This is a genomic window from Tautonia rosea (assembly GCF_012958305.1).
Taxonomy (GTDB): Bacteria; Planctomycetota; Planctomycetia; order Isosphaerales; family Isosphaeraceae; genus Tautonia; species Tautonia rosea.
Genome location: NZ_JABBYO010000004.1, coordinates 548,110 through 565,295, shown reverse-complemented (window position 1 = coordinate 565,295; position 17,186 = coordinate 548,110). Strand labels below are relative to the sequence as shown.

The window sequence follows — 17,186 nt, the reverse complement described above, 5'->3', positions numbered from 1 at the left end:
ATTAAATTTTGAACATATCCACGATGGAATCACCCAGGATCGGCAGATTCTGTTCGAACCTCGGCATGCTCCGATGGAACTCCGTCTCATTGACGAGCATACGGCCGAGCTGTATCAGGCTCCCACCCCAACCTGGGGACTGGAGAGCTGCCATCGTTACGCCTTGCTCCCCGACGGAACCATTGAGCTGACGGTCGATTTCATTCCACGTCGAGCAACTTTCCGCAACGGATTCATCGGTCTGTTCTGGGCGAGTTACATCAATCAACCCGAATCCAAATCGATCCATTTCGTTGGTCACCAGAACGGTGGCGATCCGACCCCACACTGGGTTGAAGCGACGTCTCCCGAACACGGCGTGCTCGCCACGCATCTGGCCGCCGACGACCACCGCAGCTTCCCCCGCGACCCCGACTTCCCCCTCACCCTCGTCTTCAACCGATCCCACTACCGCTACGACGAGCCCTGGTACTTCGGAGTCAGTCACGGAATGGCCTTTGCCCAGGTCTTCCGGCCGCACGACCATGTCCGACTTTCTCAGTCTCCTTCCGGAGGTGGCCCGAACAATCCTGCCTGGGACTTCCAGGCACTCTTCCCTGATGCAGAGGTCGGTCGTCTCTCGCGACTCGTGATGCGTGCGAGTTACCTTCCCTACGAGTCACACGAGCAAATCGGTCAGGCGGTCGAACCGCACCTCCAGGCTTTGAAACAGCAGGAGGAGCAAGCACCCGAGCATTGATTCCTTGGTCAATGTCCAAGGCTTGCCATGATTGAGTGAACCGCGTTTCAACAACGCGTGACAAACTGCGACAACTCATGCCAGGATGGCGCTGATGATCTTCCCTTCATCGGTCGGACCGATCAGGCGGTTCTCAAGCCCCTGGTACGGAACACTGAAGCGATAAGGATCAAGGCCCAAAAGGTGAAGAATCGTAGCCTGGAGATCCCGGATCGTTATCGGATGCTCGGCGACGTGATAACCGATCTCATCCGTTGATCCGTAAGCCAGTCCACCCTTGATTCCTCCACCCGCGAGCCACATCGTGAACGCGTCGGGGTGGTGGTCACGACCAACGAATCCGGGCTTCAGCTCAGTGTTGACATTGTTCTGCATCATCGGCGTTCGACCAAACTCGCCCCCCCAAACGACGAGCGTTTCCTCAAGCAAACCTCGACGTTCTAGATCAATTAGCAAACCGGAGACCGCTCGGTCGATTTGACGACACTTGATCGGTAACGTCTCGTCGATCGACTCCCCAGGAGAGGAACCGTGGTGGTCCCATCCCCAATCATACAGCTGCACAAATCTCACTCCACGTTCAACCAACCGACGGGCGAGCAGGCAATTATTCGCGAAGGTCGGGTCATCCCCTTTGTAAAGCACCCTCGGATCGTCCGCCGATTCAGCCTCGGAAACAAAACCGGGCGACGCCCCGTAAAGGTCCAGCACTTCAAGCGGTTCCCGAGTCAGGTCCATCGCCTCGGGTACTGATATCTGCATCTTGTAAGCAAGTTCGTATTGAGCGATACGAGTCAACGTCTCCGCATCTCCCACCTGAGAGAGTTGATGCTCGTTGAGCTCACGGAGGGTATCGAGTGTCTTGCGACGTAGCGAGCGGCTCATCCCTGCGGGGTCGGAGAGGTACAATACCGGGTCTCCGTCAGTCCTGCACTGCACTCCTTGATACACCGAAGGAAGAAAGCCAGAGCCCCACACGCTCTTGCCCGCATCAGGAACTTTGCCGCCAGAGCAAAGCACCACGAAGCCCGGCAAATCCTCTGCCTCGCTTCCCAGACCATAGGTTGCCCATGAGCCCATGCTCGGATTTCCCGGTCGTGCCTGACCCGTATGCACAAACAATTGTGCAGGAGCATGATTGAACTCGGTTGTCGACATTGACCGGATCACGCATGTCTTGTCCACCACCTTCGAAAAGTGGGGCAGAAGCTCGCTGATCCACTGACCCGACTGCCCATGCCTCGCATACACAAACTGAGGCCCGAGCATCTTGGGCGTTCCCTTGATGAAAGCGAACCGTTTCCCTTCCAGATACTCCGCCGGACAGTCCTTGCCGCTGAATTTCATCAGTTCAGGCTTATGCTCGAACAGATCAAGCTGTGACGGCGACCCCGCCATGTGTAAATAGATGACAGATTTTGCTTTCGGCGCATGCATCGTCGGCTTTGGCGACATCGGGTCATCGGTTCGAGTCGCCGCGCGTCCTTGCAACGCTCCCAGAGCAATCGCCCCGAGGCTCAGGCCAACACCCCCGAAAAAGTGCCGTCGCGTCTGGGTCAAGGCTCGCTCGTGCGGAACGTTCATCGCGTGCAATCCTCGATGCGGTGCAGGGCAGGGCAGGGGCAACTCAGGGCCGGGTGAGCGTCTCATCCAGATTCAAAAGCACATTCCCAACAACACCCCAGGCAGCCGTCTCAATCGGGTCGACTCCCACTTCGCTTTCCGGAGCATTGGCCGAGTCGAGGAACGCCCGGGCGGCTCCCTCCTCAGCACGGAACTCCTCGCTCGCCTCCTTGAAGAGGGCAACCAGCCGATCCACCTCAGACTCCGTTGCCGGACGGCCGAGCGCCAGCTCAGCACCCCGAGCAGCGATCCTGCCTAAATCGGGTCCAGCCTCGGCGACCATGCGCCGGCCGAGCGCAGCGGCGGCTTCGACAAACGCCGGATCATTCAACGTCACCAAAGCCTGTAACGGCGTATTTGTACGCACCCGCCGAATGGTGCAGACCTCTCCCGATCCGGCATCGAAGGTTGTCATCGACGGATAAGGACTCGTTCTTCTCAGAAACGTGTAGAGTGCTCGCCGATGTCGATCCTCTCCAGGACTCGTCTCCCATTTCAAGGTGCTGTAGGCCGCCCTCCAGAGACCTGGAGGTTGTGGCGGCATGACCGATGGTCCTCCCACCTTCTCCGAAAGCAACCCCGCCACAGCCAGCGCCTGATCGCGGATCGTCTCGGCCGACAAGCGGTACCGAGGGGATCGGCTCAGCAGCGTATTGCGTGGATCGGTCTGGACCTTCGACGGCTCGTGACGCGACGATTGCCGATACGTTGACGAGTGAACGATAACCCGGCAAAGCTCCTTGAGCGACCATCCCAGATCGTCTCGGTAAGCGACGGCCAACCAGTCAAGTAACTGCGGATGTGTCGGTGGTGATCCTTGGAGACCGAAGTCCTCCTCTGTCTCAACCAGACCGTTCCCCATGATCCGCGCCCAAACGCGATTCACTGCCACGCGAGACGTCAGAGGGTTCTCCTTGGAGACGAGCCACTGAGCCACCGCCAGGCGGTCGAGCGTGCTCTCCTCCGGAAGTGCACCGAAAGCGTCGGGGACCGCCGGGGAAACCTCCTCGCCGGGTTCCAAAAAGTTACCTCGTTGATGAATTCGCGTGACTCGTCTCCGGTCGGCTGGGAGTTCTCGAAGAATCGGTGTCTTCGCAATCGTTTCTCGAATCGACTTGAGGTTCGCTTCGAGTTCCTCGATCTGCGAGTGAATTGACATGGTCGGCTCATGCGAGCGTCGATACGACTCGTCTAGCCGTTTCTGATCGTCCGAGGTCCGCTCCTCAATCGGAATCGCGGCCAGCTCGCCCAAGGATCGGAACTCGGGAAGAAGCAATGCAGGGTCTTCGGAATTGGTCGTCGAGAGCCGAAAACTCCCAAGCTGCAGCTTGGGATAGTTCTGTTCGATCGTCACTACCAGCCGTGCTCCTTCGGCTTCAAGCGGTTCAGCCAGAGTGAAGAGAATGACATGAGGCTCGTCGTTCATCGGCGCCCAGGCCCAACCAGTTTCCGGGTCGTCGTCGATCGCCGAAGATGCTGGATACCCCCGTTGCTCAAAGTCCGCCCGAGCCTCAAACACACGTAATGGCAGTGTCTCAGTTGCTTCGCCGTTCGGGAGCAAGGCGAGCCGAAATTCGGAGACGACAGCGTTCCGATCATGCTCCGCACGGCCGGGTCCGCCCTGAGGTAAACTCGGATCCTTGAGGGCTTCGAGCCGCACTGCCGTCACTCGTTCCGGAACCTCGAGCTCAAGAGTCAGTGTCTCCCGATCCACATGAGGCCCAGAGATGACCACCGATGCGTCCTCTCTCACCTCAAGCGATGCCCCGCTTTCCGCCTCAGTCCGTAAGATGGTTGCCGAGTGCCACCGACTACGGTCGGCGATCACCATTTCCCAGGCGCGTTGACTCTCGGCCTGTTCGGGAGAGTCGCGCCAGAACTCTTTTTGAAGCTCGACAAGGCGAGCCTCTGTTTTGTCCACCTGCTCTGTTTGCCAGAGCGTGGGCATCGGCTGCGTCGGGGCCTCGTCGGGGCGATCGGCATCTTCGGTCTGATTGAAGATGGCGTAAAAGGCGTAGTAGTCGCGCTGGGAGATCGGGTCGAACTTGTGACTGTGGCACTTGGCGCAGCCCATCGTCAAACCCATCCAGACTTGCATGGTCGTGTCGACCCGATCCTTTACGGCGGCAATACGGAATTCCTCGTCGTCGGTTCCTCCCTCGTCGTTGGTCATCGTATTCCGATGAAACGCCGTCGCAAGAATCTGGTCGTCAGTCGGATCGGGCAAGAGGTCCCCTGCGAGTTGCTCCACGGTAAAGCGATCGAACGGCATGTCATCGTTGATCGAGTCGATCAGCCAGTCACGGTAACGCCACATGGTGCGCGGCTGATCTTTCTCGTATCCCTTGGTATCAGCATAGCGGGCCAGGTCGAGCCACGTGCGTGCCCAGTGCTCACCGAATCGCGGCGAGTCAAGCAGGCGATCCACCAGACGCTCGTAAGCGTCGGGGCGATCGTCAGCGATAAACGCATCAACCTCCTCCGGACGGAGCGGGACGCCCGTCAGGTCGAGCGCCAACCGACGTGCAAGGGTGTACCGATCAGCCTCTGGCTCCGGATCCAGGCCGGCCATCGCTAGACGGGCTCGCACAAACGCATCGACCGGATTACGCACATCCTTCGCCAATCCGTCGGGCAAGACCGGCAGTTCCGGGCGGATCAAGGGACGGAATGACCAGTGCGTCTCGAACTCCGCTCCCGAAGCGATCCACCGCCTGAGGATGTCCTTCTCCTCGGCCGACAATTCATGCCCACTCTCGGGAGGTGGCATCTGGTCGATCGGATCGTCCGATTCAATGCGGAAGATGAGTTCACTCGACTCGGGATCACCCGGGACGACGACGGCGTAGCCATCCCGATCCCTCACGGTATCCTCACGAAGATCGAGCCTCAGATTCCCCTTGCGCTCAGCCTCGTCGGGGCCGTGGCAGGCCAGGCACTGGCTCGTCAGGATCGGACGGACCTCCCGGTTAAAGTCGGGAGCCTCCTGCGTTTGCTCGGCCATCGCTACGGCCGAGCAGAATGACAGGGCCAGGACCGCTGAGGTCCAGGTTCGACCCATCGGCCGGCAAGCATTGCGTCGTTGCAAACTCATCAGAGGCACTGCTCACTTCCATCCCGATCCGCGAGGAGGGACCGCGAAGGGTTGGTTCAGGAGGGATCGGACGCAATCCGAAATTGTCCGCAGGTCCTCATCCCCTCCGGACACCAGACGTTCGTCCCATGATGACCCAGCCTCGTCCCAGGTCGCAAGGGGCCTCAGTATCCCACCGGCGCGGTTGCAGCCCAAACAAATCACTCGCCTCCCTCGGCCAGATCAGAGTCTGCCGATGGCACCGTATTCCAGTCTGGCGGCTCGACCCCAAGCAAGTGTCTGACGAAGAAATCCCGACGGCGACGATCACCGTAGCGACTTCCTCCCGCTCCGTGTCCACCGCCGGGAATGACCAGAAGGTCGAAGTCCTTGCCGGATCGAATCAACGCATCAACGACCTGCATCGTCGAGGCGGGATCCACATTCCGATCCAGCTCTCCGACCGTCAGCAACAGCTTCCCGCGCAGCCTGTGCGCGTTCACCACGTTCGATGATTCCTCATAATGCGGACCAACTGGCCATCCCATCCACTGCTCGTTCCACCAGATTTTGTCCATTCGATTATCATGGCATCCGCAATCGGCCACGGCCACCTTGTAACACTCGGGATGAAAGAGCAGGGCACCCAGCGCATTCTGCCCCCCCGCCGAACCGCCATAGATCCCCATCCGCGACAGGTCCATGTACGGGCGATCCGCCGTCGCAGCCTTCAACCAGGCAATCCGATCCGGAAACCCTGCATCGGACAGGTTTTGCCAGCAAACGTCGTGAAACGCCTTCGACCGCCAGTTCGTACCCATACCGTCAATCTGGACCACAATGAACCCCAACTCCGCGAGCCGTTGCGGCCCGTGCAACGACGAGAATTCCTTCGGAACAAACGCCCCCTGCGGTCCGGCGTAAATCTGTTCAATCACCGGATACGACACCGAAGGATCGAAGTTCGTCGGACGGAATATCACTCCATAGATATCGGTCTCGCCGTCACGTCCCTTGGCCACAAATCGCTCGGGAACCTGCCAGCCGGCCGCCTTTAACCCCGAAACCTCGGCTCGCTCCAGTTCACAGATCCAACGGCCATCCTCCGCCGATCGCAACTCAATGACCGGAGGCATGTCCACGCGCGAATACGTATCAAGCAAAAATCGACCGTCCGGCGAAAACTCGACCGAGTGCGTCCCGTCTCCTTCAGTCAACAGGAGCAGGTCGGTTCCGTCGAAGTTCACTCGGGCATGATGGATCTGGTACGGGTCTTGTTCCGGATGGATTCCCCCCGCCCGAAACCAGATTTGCCGGGCCCCTTCATCGACACGATCCACCCCTCGCACGACCCATTCCCCCCGGGTCACCTGATGCTTCAACCTTCCCGTTTTCGCATCAAAAAGATAGAGGTGATTCCATCCATCCCGTTCCGAAGCCCAGAGAATCTCGTCTGTTTGATCCAAATACTGACAGAAAAATTTCTGACTATAGTCGATAAAGGTTTGACTTGATTCCTCGATCAGCGCGGTCGCCTCTCCCGTCGCCGCATCAACCGCGACAATCCTCAGGTGTTGATGGCCCCGCTCATTGAACAGAAAGGTGAATCGACCCGAATCCGAGGCCCACCGCACGTCGTTGATTCGCCAAGGGTTAGCGAACAATTGATCATTAATTGGGATTTCGATCCGTGCTTCCACATCAAACAGATGGGGCTTGGCGATCTCCACCTGATCGCCCGGCTTCAGGTAGTCGTACGAATCGAGTTTTGGCTGAAGTTGATCACGCGGCGACGACTCGATCAAGAACACCTTTCGATCGTCTCCCCTGGCCCTCCGCATAACGACCAATTTCGTCGAGTCGGGAGACCAGTAGACCCGATCCTCGTAGCCGTCATCTGCCGTTCCTTCCTCTGTCAGAGCAAATTCCTCGCCGGACTTTCGATCACGCACCACGACGTTTTCGTCCCGGATGACCGCCATCCAGCGACCATCTGGCGACTCCCCCATCTCCCATCGATCGGTCCGACCCCGGTTCGGTCGTTCCCGAGGAGGAGGTGGCGGCGCATCCTGATCCACCGTGATTTCAAAGCGAGTGGGTCGATCTTCAGCCTCAAAGCGGTCGATCTCTCGCCCCTCGTGATCCTCGATCGACCAGACATGCCCGCCGAACGTATGCTGCCGACGCTCCTCTCCCTCCGAGATCGTTCCATAGGCTTGCGGGCGCCCTGAGGGATCGAGCCAAATCAAGGTGATCGGCCCCTGAGTCTGGTTCACCACACGAATCTCGGTCTCCTCCCCGGTCCGTCGGCTGGCCCGGGGCACCGAGTCCCGCCGACGGGAAACCGGTCGATTCAACGGGTCTGCCGCCGTCAATTGCTCGGTTTCGGCATCGAACCGCCACCAAGACTCCTCGACCCGAAACAGAAACGAGCGATGATCCTCCGCCCATTCAAGTCGATCGATCGGCAACCGCTCGGCTGAAATCACGTTACCCGTGGCTTCGGCCAGTGCCTCGGCGAGCGATTCATGGTCGAAGGCCGGCCGTCTTACCCCGAGGTCGGGCTCGACCACGACGAACTCACGGGACTCACCCGGCAGATCGTTCCGATACCAGAACCGCGACTGATCGGCTGACCAGTTCGGTCGAACACTGGTCCTGAAAACCGTTTCTCGGAACCTGCTCCGTAGCTCGTCAGCCCGACGATAATCGGCCAGGGTGCCCTGTGCTCTCACCTCTTCCATGATCCCTGTGAACGAAAGCACCATTCCTACGAGGACGAGGACCGGCTTCGACCTGCTCATCAGCATCCGGACTCCTGGAGATCGCCACGATGGCATGATGAAACAAACACTCACGATCGACGGATGATTGTGCGCTCCCACCCTGGAAACTTCGAGAGCCTCTCATCCTCGCTTTCGTCTCCAGGTCCTCAATTCCGATGGGCCGTTCACCAGACTTCCCCAGATTATTCGGCTGGCATTGGATTGTTCCCGAGAAGTCGATTGACCTTCAGAAATGCTGGCTGGAATGCCTTGTGCCAAGCATCATTCCTCACAATTCGCCCTTCTCTCCCGCGTGAATCGGTCCGAGGCCGCCTTGATCACAGGCCTTACGATCGCTCAGAATCCTCCTCATCGCCCTGTGGGTCGTCTGTTCGGCAAGCCTCGGATTCCAAGGGAGGATGAGACGTGGACGTGAAGGTCGCCTACGACGAGTTGATTCAACGCAGCCGCGAGTGGTCGACCCTCGCCTCGTGCTCAGCCTTGCTCTCATGGGATGAGCAAACCTTCATGCCGAACGGAGGCTCTGCCTTCCGGGGCGACCAGCTTGGCATGCTTGCGGGCCTGGAACACGAACGATCCACCGACCCAAAGCTCGAGGACCTGTTCCAGGCAATCGAGGGCTCCGACCTGATCGCGAATCCCGAATCGCCCGAGGCTGTCAACGTCCGAGAGATCCGGCGATCCTTCACCCGCAAGACCAAATTGCCTCGCGCACTCGTGGAAGAACTTGCCCGCGTTACCTCCACCGCTCAACACGAATGGATTGCATCCCGTCGCTCACGCGATTTTCCACGATTCCTCCCCTGGCTCGATCGGATCGTCACCCTGAAGCGGCGTGAGGCAGAGTGTGTCGGCCACGAGTCGGGGGATCCGTATGATGCCCTCCTCGATGAGTACGAACCCGGCGCCTCGGCCGCGGCGCTGTCCACCCTGTTCTCCACCTTGCGAGCCGATCTGGTGCCGCTCGTCGAGGCCATTGCCGGTGCATCGAACCCTCCTGATCCGTCGGTGCTTCACGGTACTTTCCCGATCGAGACGCAGCGAACGCTCGGAGAACTCGTCGCTGCCTCTATCGGCTTCGATTTCGATCGCGGACGTCTCGACACTTCGGCCCATCCCTTTTGCTCAGGCATCGCGCCGGGAGACTGCCGGATCACCACTCGATATCGGTCCGACGACTTCGAGGAGTCGTTCTTTTGCGTGCTGCACGAAGTCGGCCACGGGCTTTACGAACAGGGGCTGCCCTCCGACCGCTTCGGTACGCCGATGGGTGAATCCGTCTCGCTCGGCATTCACGAGTCGCAATCGAGGCTCTGGGAAAATCTCGTCGGTCGCGGTCGCCCTTTCTGGACCTTCTGGTTTCCGGTCGTCAAGCGCCTCTTCCGCAATGCGCTCGGCTCCGCCAATCTCGACACGTTCCATCGCGCCGTCAACCGCGTCGAGCCCTCGTTGATTCGCACCCAGGCCGATGAAGTCACCTATAACCTCCACATCCTTATCCGCTTCGATCTCGAACGTGCCCTGATTTCCGGCAATCTCACCCCGGCCGACTTGCCGGGAGCCTGGGACGAGGCGTACCGCCGTGACCTCGGCGTCGTTGCTCCCGACGTCGCCGACGGCTGTCTCCAGGATGTCCACTGGTCGGCCGGATTGATCGGGTATTTCCCGACTTACACCCTTGGCAACGTCTATGCCGCCCAGTTGTTCGAGGCTGCCTCTCGAGAACTTGGCGACCTCGACACGGCCTTGGTCCGTGGCGATTCCCAGCCCTTGCTCGATTGGCTCCGCAATCGCATTCATCATCACGCCCGGCGTTACCGGCCGGCCGACCTCATCACCCACGCAACTGGCTCCATTCCCGACGCGACCCCCCTCATTCAATCGCTCCGATCCCGCTACGGGGCCGCCTACGGACTCTCGGAAACGTGATCCATCTCAAGAGAGTTCCTCAGGCCGGTGAGACGCCTGATCGAATCGCGCTTGCGAGGTCCTGAGCCTTGTGGTACGACCAACATCAACGAGTCGGGACGGCCCAGAATCCACCGGCCTTGACGCGCGAAGGATGTCGCCTTGATCCCCGCTCGTTCCTGGTGAGATGTTTCGACCTTTGCATCGGCCGGCCCCCGACACCCCCGGAAGACCGTCGGCCCCGGGAGGCCGATCCCCCCGATGAGTGCTCTCGACGACCCCCGCGCCCGTCCTGCGGGCAATTCGCTCGTCATCATGATCCCGGTCTTCAACGACTGGGTTGCCCTGGACTTGCTTCTGCCGGAAATCGACCGTGTGTTGCAAACGCACCGGCTTTCCGCCGATATCCTCGTCATCGACGACGGTTCCTCAACCGAGCCGCAAGGGGTTGAGCGATCGTTTCACGCCCTCGGACGTGTTGACATCTTACCGCTCAAGCGCAATCTCGGTCATCAACGAGCCATTGCGATCGGACTGGCCGTCGTGGCGGATCGATTGCCGGATTGCCAAACGCTGGTCGTCATGGATGGCGACGGCGAAGACGACCCCCGCGACATTCCCCGCATGCTCGATCGTTACCGAGCGGAACAGTGTCGAAAAATCGTCTTCGCCGATCGCACCCGCCGCTCAGAGTCTCTCAAATTTCGGTTTTTCTATCAGCTCTATCGATTCGCCCATCGCGTGCTAACCGGCTTCGACGTGCGGGTGGGCAACTTCAGCGTCATCCCGCGGTCGGTGCTGCAACGCCTGGTCGTCGTCTCCGAACTCTGGAATCATTACGCCGCAGCCGCCTTCAATTCGCGTCAGCCGCATTGCAGCGTCCCGACCGTCCGAGCCCAACGCTTGCACGGCAAGCCAACCATGAACTTCGTCCGCCTCGTCGTCCACGGGCTCAGCGCCATCTCGGTGCATAGCGAGTTGATCGGTGTCCGCATGTTGATGGTTGCCTTCGTGCTGATTTTTCTGGTCCTGCTAAGCACTGTCGCCGCCGTCATCGTACGGCTGGTGACACCGTTCGCTATCCCCGGCTGGGCAACCACAGCGGTCGGCATCTCCCTCGTTCTGCTCGCGCAGGCAGTGATGCTGGCACTCCTGTTCTGCTTCGTGACCCTCAGCGGACGGCAAGGGCTGACGTTTCTGCCCATCCGCGATTACGGCTATTTCGCCGGCCCACTGCATAACCTCTATTCGGGTGAATCATGAGCCAGTACACCTACGAGGGTTCGGAGCTCGACCTCTTCGCCGATGCCCGGGTCTGGAAGTCGAACCTTCAGCGCCAGCTCGCCCCGTTTCTTGGTCCCGAAGTGCTGGAGGTCGGTGCCGGCTTTGGTGGAACGACCCGGTTTCTCTGCAAAGGGAACCATCAGCGCTGGGTCTGCCTCGAACCTGACGACGCCCTTGCGTCCCGACTCGCCGCGTCCATTGCGGATGGCTCCTTGCCGTCCTGCTGCAAGGTCTCAGTCGGGACGACTGCGGATCTCTCCCACGACTCCTTCGACACCATCCTCTACATCGACGTGGTCGAGCACATCGAGCACGACGCCGAGGAACTCGCCCGTGCCTCGGCCCTACTCAAGCCGGGAGGTCATCTTGCGGTCCTTTCCCCGGCGCATCAGTGGCTGTATACCCCGTTCGATCAGGCCATCGGTCACTTCCGTCGCTACAGCAAAGGATCGCTTGCAGCCCTTTCACCACCGGGTCTGGATCGGGTGCGGCTTCGGTATCTCGACACCGCTGGACTGCTTGCCTCACTCGGCAATCGCCTGGTTCTAAACAGCGCCATGCCAAGCCCTCGGCAGATCGCGTTCTGGGATCGCTATCTGGTCAGGGCCTCGAGGGTCCTCGACCCCTTGTTGAACTATCATCTCGGCAAATCGGTCCTCGGCATCTGGAAACGACCGACGACAAGCACTCGCTCCGCATGACCTCCCATTGTCCGGAAGGTCCCATCGCCCCTGGTTCTTGACGCCTCGATGGAGGATAATACACGAACGTTACCCATCACCGTGATCAGTTGACTTGAACCGCGTGCGCTGTGTTTCGCAATGAATCACGACCCGACTCCCTCATCCCTGGGTTCGGTCCAGGCTGCGCCAGTCGGTGACCCCGCGCCGGAGTTCAAGGAGACTCCAGATCTCCGAGATACCGCCACAATTGCTCCCGACGCAATGGTCGGTGAGGACGATGGCTTCACCCTCCGCGACGAGCCCCCCCGCTCGCTTTTCGCGGTGTCTCGCGAATTCGGCAAGTACCAGCTCATCTCCGAGCTCGGACGGGGCGGGATGGGAGTCGTCTACAAGGCCAGACAGACGGATCTCGACCGGATTGTCGCCTTGAAAATGATCTTGTCGAGCCATCTTGCCTCAAACGATCAGATTGCCCGATTCTACGCCGAGGCGCGATCGGCGGCCCGGCTTCGTGACCCCAGCATCGTCGGCATTTACGAGGTCGGCGAGCATCGTGGTCAGCATTTCTTCACGATGGAGTACGTCGCCGGCAGAAGCCTGGCCCAGGTGATCCGCGAAGGTCGACCTGGAATCGAGGAAACCGCTCGCCTGGTCATGATCGTCGCCCGAGCCGTTCACTATCTTCATCGGCAGGGGATGATCCACCGCGACCTCAAGCCCTCCAATATCTTGATCGATGAGGCCGGGAACCCCAACGTCTCCGACTTCGGTCTCGCCAAGCTTCTTGAGGCCGAAGAGGCCATGACCGCCTCGAATGCCATCGTCGGCACCCCCGGCTACATGGCTCCTGAGCAAGCCGCGGGGAAGGGTCGCGACGTCGGCCCGAGCAGTGACCTTTACAGCCTCGGTGCCATTCTCTACGAATGCCTCACCGGACGGCCTCCTCACAACGGCGAGGCCGCGCTCGCAACACTCGTCCAGGTCATCGAAGGAGAACCGCCCGAGCCCCGTGTGCTTAACCCCGATATTCCAAGGCCGCTCGAAAAAATCTGCCTCAAGTGTCTGGAGAAAGACCCGTCCGACCGCTACGCCTCGGCCGGCGATCTTGCCAATGACCTCGACCATTTCCTGCGTGGAGAACCGGTCGAGGCCACCCGAGGAGGCCCCTGGCATCGCCTCCGCCGCTGGGCTCGCCGTGAGCCGGCCCTCGCCTCTCGACTGGGAACCATGGCCGCCTGCGGCGTGATTGTTTACCTCAATCACGCCTTGATCACCTCGACTCGATCGGCGTCATCCCGGTCAATCGCAGTGGTCGTCATCTGGGCTCTCGCCTCATTTCTCTGCCAGCGACTCTTGAACCGCCACCGCTGGGCAAACATCGCCCGCTATGCCTGGTCGGCCCTCGATGTCTTGCTGTTCAGTCTCCTCGTCTTCGAGATTCAGGGGTTGAACACCGCCCTCGTCTCTGGCTACTTTTTGCTGGTCTCGGCCTCGGGACTCTGGTTCCAGGAACGGACGGTCTGGCTCACCACATTTCTCTCCGTCGCCGGCTACGCCACCCTGGCCATCACCCAGGGACTTCCCGAGCAAGGCTATGACTCTCCCTATCGGCACTTTGTCTTCGCCTCGGCCCTCGCGGCATCGGGATTCGTCGTCTCCTATCAGGTTCGTCGGGTTCGGGCCTTGAGCAGCTACTACGCTCACCGCCCCTTACCGTAGCCCATCATTCCACTTCTGCTCCTCCTCGGTCACGCAGTGGAGTCCGTACTCGATCGCAAGCCGGACGAGCGCCTCACCGAGCATCCCCCTCGAATCCTCTCGCACCGTGATTGCCACTCGTCGAGCGACAACTTCTCGATTCCTCGGTTCCTCCCACGATCGAAACGCTTGCTCACCCACCTCCGGACCTGCATCCGAGGCGTCTCCCGTCCGCCTCGCCAACCGATCCCGGATTACCTCCATAGATGATGCGCGAAGCTCCAGAAACACTCCCGGCACGCCCAGCAAGCGAGCACTCTTGAGAAACGGCAATCGGTACTCTTCCCGAGCGAAGCTGGCATCCACCACGACCCGCTTCCCTTCAAACACCTTCGCCTCGGCCCGTCGTAGGCACTCGGCATAGGTCTGCTCGGTCCACTCAGACGTATAAATTCCTTCACCAAAACCGGCTGTCGCGTTCTGATTCGGACTCAGCCCCGCCAGTTCCTTCCGCACCACGTCCGACCGAATCACCTCAAACCCAGATCGATCGGCCAGCCCTCGCGCCAGGGTTGATTTCCCTACACCAGGAGGTCCGGCCACCAGCACCAGGCAGGGCCGCCGGTTTGGTTCCTCCAGCTCTCCGAGCGCTCGCAACCAGTGTCCTTGAGCCTTTTGAACTGCTTCAGCCCGTTCCTCATCGCTCCGCTCGGGCTGCAAGGCGGCCAGGCCGTCCACCTTGGCTCGAACTATGGCTCGATACGCGATGAAGAAGGGCCAGAGCGGTCGGCCTTCCACGTCTCCGGAATGGTCCTCATAGCGCTCGATGACCGTGATCAGGCCGGTTCGGTCCCCTCGAACAGCCAGCAAATCCATGGCCAGAAACGCCAGGTCTGCCACGGGATCGACCGAACGCAGCCAATTGCTAAACTCGATACAATCAACGATCACCAGATCGTCTGGAGCAACCCGATCAGGCCTCACGTAAATATGATCGAGACGTAAATCTCCGTGACCATCGCACGGAATGCCCCGATCCGCTCTCGACTTCAAGAGCGGTCGAAGCCGGGTCAGTTCGAGATACGACAACGCCCGAAGCCGATCAATAACCGCTTGACTCACCGTTCGGCCCACCAGAGGCTCGGAACTGGTGAAATTCTCTTCAGCGTTCCGGGCAACTGCCTCGAACCCTGCCGCATCTGCAATCGCCGCGCTCCGTTCGGCCAGACCATAAAACGCGACCAATCGCGCGACGATCAGATCGATCATCCGTCTTAGCGCCTGGTCACTCAGATTGGGATTCGTAACCAGTGACTTCAGCGTCTCGGCCTCGTCGAGCCGCTCCATCTTCACGGCCCACTCAACCACCTCGCCGGTCCCTTCCATCACACACCGATCGCCCGATCGTGTCACCGGCACCACGCCGAGGTAAACCTCCGGAGCCAATCGACGGTTCAGACGAATCTCTTCCTCACAGTAATGCCGTCGACGATCGAGGGTCGAAAAATCCACGAACCCAAAATTCACCTGCTTCTTGACCTTGTACGCGAACGGACCAGCCAGAAAGACGACCGAGATGTGCGTCTGATGGATCTCGACCGCATCGACCCGATGCGAATACGCATCGGGTCGAGCGAGCGCGTCGATCAGGACTCCAATCTCCATGTCAATCCCTCGACCCAAGCCCGATCCCGGCCTCAGTAGCCGATCGCTGCACCGTCCTTCCGAGGGTCAGACCCTCCCAGCAACACCCCACGCTCCAGATCAATCCGGATCGCCTGGTATCCCCCATAGCTCCCCGGCCGATCGTCGATCCGGTGCCCCTTCGCTTCGAGTGCGTTCCGAACGTCCGACCCAACCCCCGACTCGAGCGAGACGGCACCTCCTCCGTCTCCCGGCTGACCCGTCGGCTCCGACGAGCCGAAATGACGGAACCGCGCAGCCTCTCCCGCCTCCTGCACATCCATGCCGAAATCGATCATGTTGCAAAGCACTTGCACATGACCTTGTGGCTGCATATCTCCTCCCATCACTCCAAAGCTCAGCCAGGGCTCGCCATCTTTCGTCACGAACGCAGGGATGATCGTATGAAACGGTCGCTTCCCTGGTTCGAGCCGATTGGCATGCGACGGATCCAGCGCAAACCAAGAACCGCGATTCTGCAAGGGAAAACCCAGGCCCCGCGGAACATGCTGCGAACCGAAACTGTGAAAATTGCTCTGAATCAGGCTCACACAGTTCCGGTCCTTGTCCACAACCGTCATGTAGATCGTATCCCCCTGCTGGATCGGTCCCGGTTCAACATTCGTCAAAGCCTGGTCCGCATCGATCAGAGCCGCTCGTCCTTCGGCGTATTCCTTCGAGATCAGGCGATTGACGGGCACCTCAGCAAACGCCGGATCGGCGTAATACGTCGCCCGATCCTCAAAAGCCAGCTTCTTGGCCTCGATCATCAGATGTAACGCCTCAGCCGAATTATGCCCCAGGCTCGCCAGATCGAAGTGTTCGAGAATGTTCAGCATTTGCAGAGCAGCAATTCCCTGGCCATTCGGCGGTAGCTCCCAAACCTCGTAACCGCGGTAATTAGTCGACACGGGATCAACCCACGTACTTTCATGCGTTTCAAAGTCTTCCTGAGAAAACAGGCCGCCGACCTCGTCCGAGTAGGCCACGATCGCCCTCGCCGGTTCACCTCGATAAAAAGCCGCAGGTCCTTCGTCGGCGATGATCCGCAGTGTTCGGGCGAGGTCCGGATTCTGGAACACCTCCCCGAACCCTGGCGCCTTGCCTCCCGGAAGCAGGCACTCAGCCGAGGATGCGACCGCTGCAAGCCGTTCCTCGTCGTCCTTCCAGTTTGCCGCGATCACCTCGCTGACGGGGAATCCCTCCTCTGCGTATCGAATCGCCGGAGCGAGCAACTCCGCCATCGGCACCGATCCGAATCGCTCATGCAAGGTCGCCCAGCCGTCCACGCACCCAGGAACCGACCAGCTCAACGGGCCATAGACCGGGACATAATCATGCCCTTGATCGCGATAAAATTCGATCGTCGCCCGCTTCGGTGCCCGACCGGACGCATTCAGACCATGCAAGGTGCCGGTCTTCGCATCCCAGACAATCGCGAACAGGTCGCCGCCAATCCCGCACGACATCGGCTCCACCACCCCGATGACCGCATTCGCGGCAATGGCCGCATCAATCGCGTTGCCGCCATCTTGAAGCACCCGAATGGCCGTCTGAACCGCCAGGGGTTGGCTCGTTGCAGCCATCCCGTTGCGTGCCAGAACGGCCGACCGACCCTTATGGATCGGCCCGGTCGGGCGGTCATGGGCAAGGGCGAGGCTGGACATGGCGACAACGAGGAACAGGGCTGACAACGTCGAACGGCTCAT

Annotated in this window: 10 protein-coding genes; 5 read left to right on the top strand and 5 right to left on the bottom strand. The window is 60.1% G+C overall.

All coding sequences use genetic code 11. The features are described from left to right. Window positions 1-739: hypothetical protein (locus HG800_RS09810; RefSeq protein WP_169976289.1), on the top strand; the 739-nt coding region annotated here is incomplete at its 5' end. 75 nt (window positions 740-814) lie between these two features. Here the strand turns inward: HG800_RS09810 and HG800_RS09805 are convergent. From HG800_RS09805 to HG800_RS09795, 3 genes are all read right to left on the bottom strand, one after another. Continuing rightward, on the bottom strand, window positions 815-2,323 hold the full coding sequence (locus HG800_RS09805) for a DUF1501 domain-containing protein (protein WP_169976287.1): 1,509 nt from the start codon (window positions 2,321-2,323) through the stop codon (window positions 815-817). Between the two features lie 43 nt (window positions 2,324-2,366). Beyond that, window positions 2,367-5,456 carry a PSD1 and planctomycete cytochrome C domain-containing protein gene (locus HG800_RS09800; RefSeq protein ID WP_169976285.1) on the bottom strand — a complete coding sequence of 1,030 codons (3,090 nt, stop codon included), beginning with the start codon at window positions 5,454-5,456 and terminating at the stop codon, window positions 2,367-2,369. A 200-nt stretch (window positions 5,457-5,656) separates the two neighbouring features. Then, window positions 5,657-8,239 carry a prolyl oligopeptidase family serine peptidase gene (locus HG800_RS09795; protein ID WP_169976283.1) on the bottom strand — a complete coding sequence of 861 codons (2,583 nt, stop codon included), beginning with the start codon at window positions 8,237-8,239 and terminating at the stop codon, window positions 5,657-5,659. 387 nt (window positions 8,240-8,626) lie between these two features. On the opposite strand from HG800_RS09795, the gene HG800_RS09790 reads away from it, so the two are divergent. The 4 genes from HG800_RS09790 (at window position 8,627) to HG800_RS09775 (ending at window position 13,815) form a co-directional block, all read left to right on the top strand. Further along, complete coding sequence (locus HG800_RS09790) at window positions 8,627-10,150, top strand: carboxypeptidase M32 (RefSeq protein WP_169976281.1); 1,524 nt, start codon at window positions 8,627-8,629, stop codon at window positions 10,148-10,150. A gap of 240 nt (window positions 10,151-10,390) precedes the next feature. Beyond that, on the top strand, window positions 10,391-11,392 hold the full coding sequence (locus tag HG800_RS09785; RefSeq protein WP_169976278.1) for a glycosyltransferase: 1,002 nt from the start codon (window positions 10,391-10,393) through the stop codon (window positions 11,390-11,392). Next, a complete protein-coding gene (locus HG800_RS09780; protein WP_169976275.1) occupies window positions 11,389-12,114 on the top strand; it encodes a class I SAM-dependent methyltransferase in 726 nt (241 codons plus the stop codon). The genes HG800_RS09785 and HG800_RS09780 overlap by 4 nt, the downstream gene beginning before the upstream one ends. Before the next feature lie 120 nt (window positions 12,115-12,234). After that, window positions 12,235-13,815, top strand: a complete 1,581-nt coding sequence (locus tag HG800_RS09775; RefSeq protein WP_169976273.1) for a serine/threonine-protein kinase — start codon at window positions 12,235-12,237, stop codon at window positions 13,813-13,815. On the opposite strand, the gene HG800_RS09770 is transcribed toward HG800_RS09775, so the two are convergent. Together HG800_RS09770 and ggt are read right to left on the bottom strand one after the other, a co-directional pair. Continuing rightward, window positions 13,807-15,459, bottom strand: coding sequence for a bifunctional aminoglycoside phosphotransferase/ATP-binding protein (locus HG800_RS09770; RefSeq protein WP_169976270.1), 1,653 nt, complete (start codon window positions 15,457-15,459; stop codon window positions 13,807-13,809). The genes HG800_RS09775 and HG800_RS09770 overlap by 9 nt on opposite strands. A 32-nt stretch (window positions 15,460-15,491) precedes the next feature. After that, complete coding sequence (gene ggt, locus HG800_RS09765) at window positions 15,492-17,186, bottom strand: gamma-glutamyltransferase (protein WP_169976268.1); 1,695 nt, start codon at window positions 17,184-17,186, stop codon at window positions 15,492-15,494.

What these genes read in the sequence shown, in the direction of transcription:
- HG800_RS09795 (WP_169976283.1), bottom strand. Translation starts at nt 8,239, where the DNA reads ATGAGCAGGTCGAAGCCGGTCCTCGTCCTCGTAGGAATGGTGCTTTCG.
- HG800_RS09785 (WP_169976278.1), top strand. Translation starts at nt 10,391, where the DNA reads ATGAGTGCTCTCGACGACCCCCGCGCCCGTCCTGCGGGCAATTCGCTC.
- ggt (WP_169976268.1), bottom strand. Translation starts at nt 17,186, where the DNA reads ATGAGCCGTTCGACGTTGTCAGCCCTGTTCCTCGTTGTCGCCATGTCC.
- HG800_RS09780 (WP_169976275.1), top strand. Translation starts at nt 11,389, where the DNA reads ATGAGCCAGTACACCTACGAGGGTTCGGAGCTCGACCTCTTCGCCGAT.
- HG800_RS09805 (WP_169976287.1), bottom strand. Translation starts at nt 2,323, where the DNA reads ATGAACGTTCCGCACGAGCGAGCCTTGACCCAGACGCGACGGCACTTT.
- HG800_RS09775 (WP_169976273.1), top strand. Translation starts at nt 12,235, where the DNA reads ATGAATCACGACCCGACTCCCTCATCCCTGGGTTCGGTCCAGGCTGCG.
- HG800_RS09800 (WP_169976285.1), bottom strand. Translation starts at nt 5,456, where the DNA reads ATGAGTTTGCAACGACGCAATGCTTGCCGGCCGATGGGTCGAACCTGG.
- HG800_RS09770 (WP_169976270.1), bottom strand. Translation starts at nt 15,459, where the DNA reads ATGGAGATTGGAGTCCTGATCGACGCGCTCGCTCGACCCGATGCGTAT.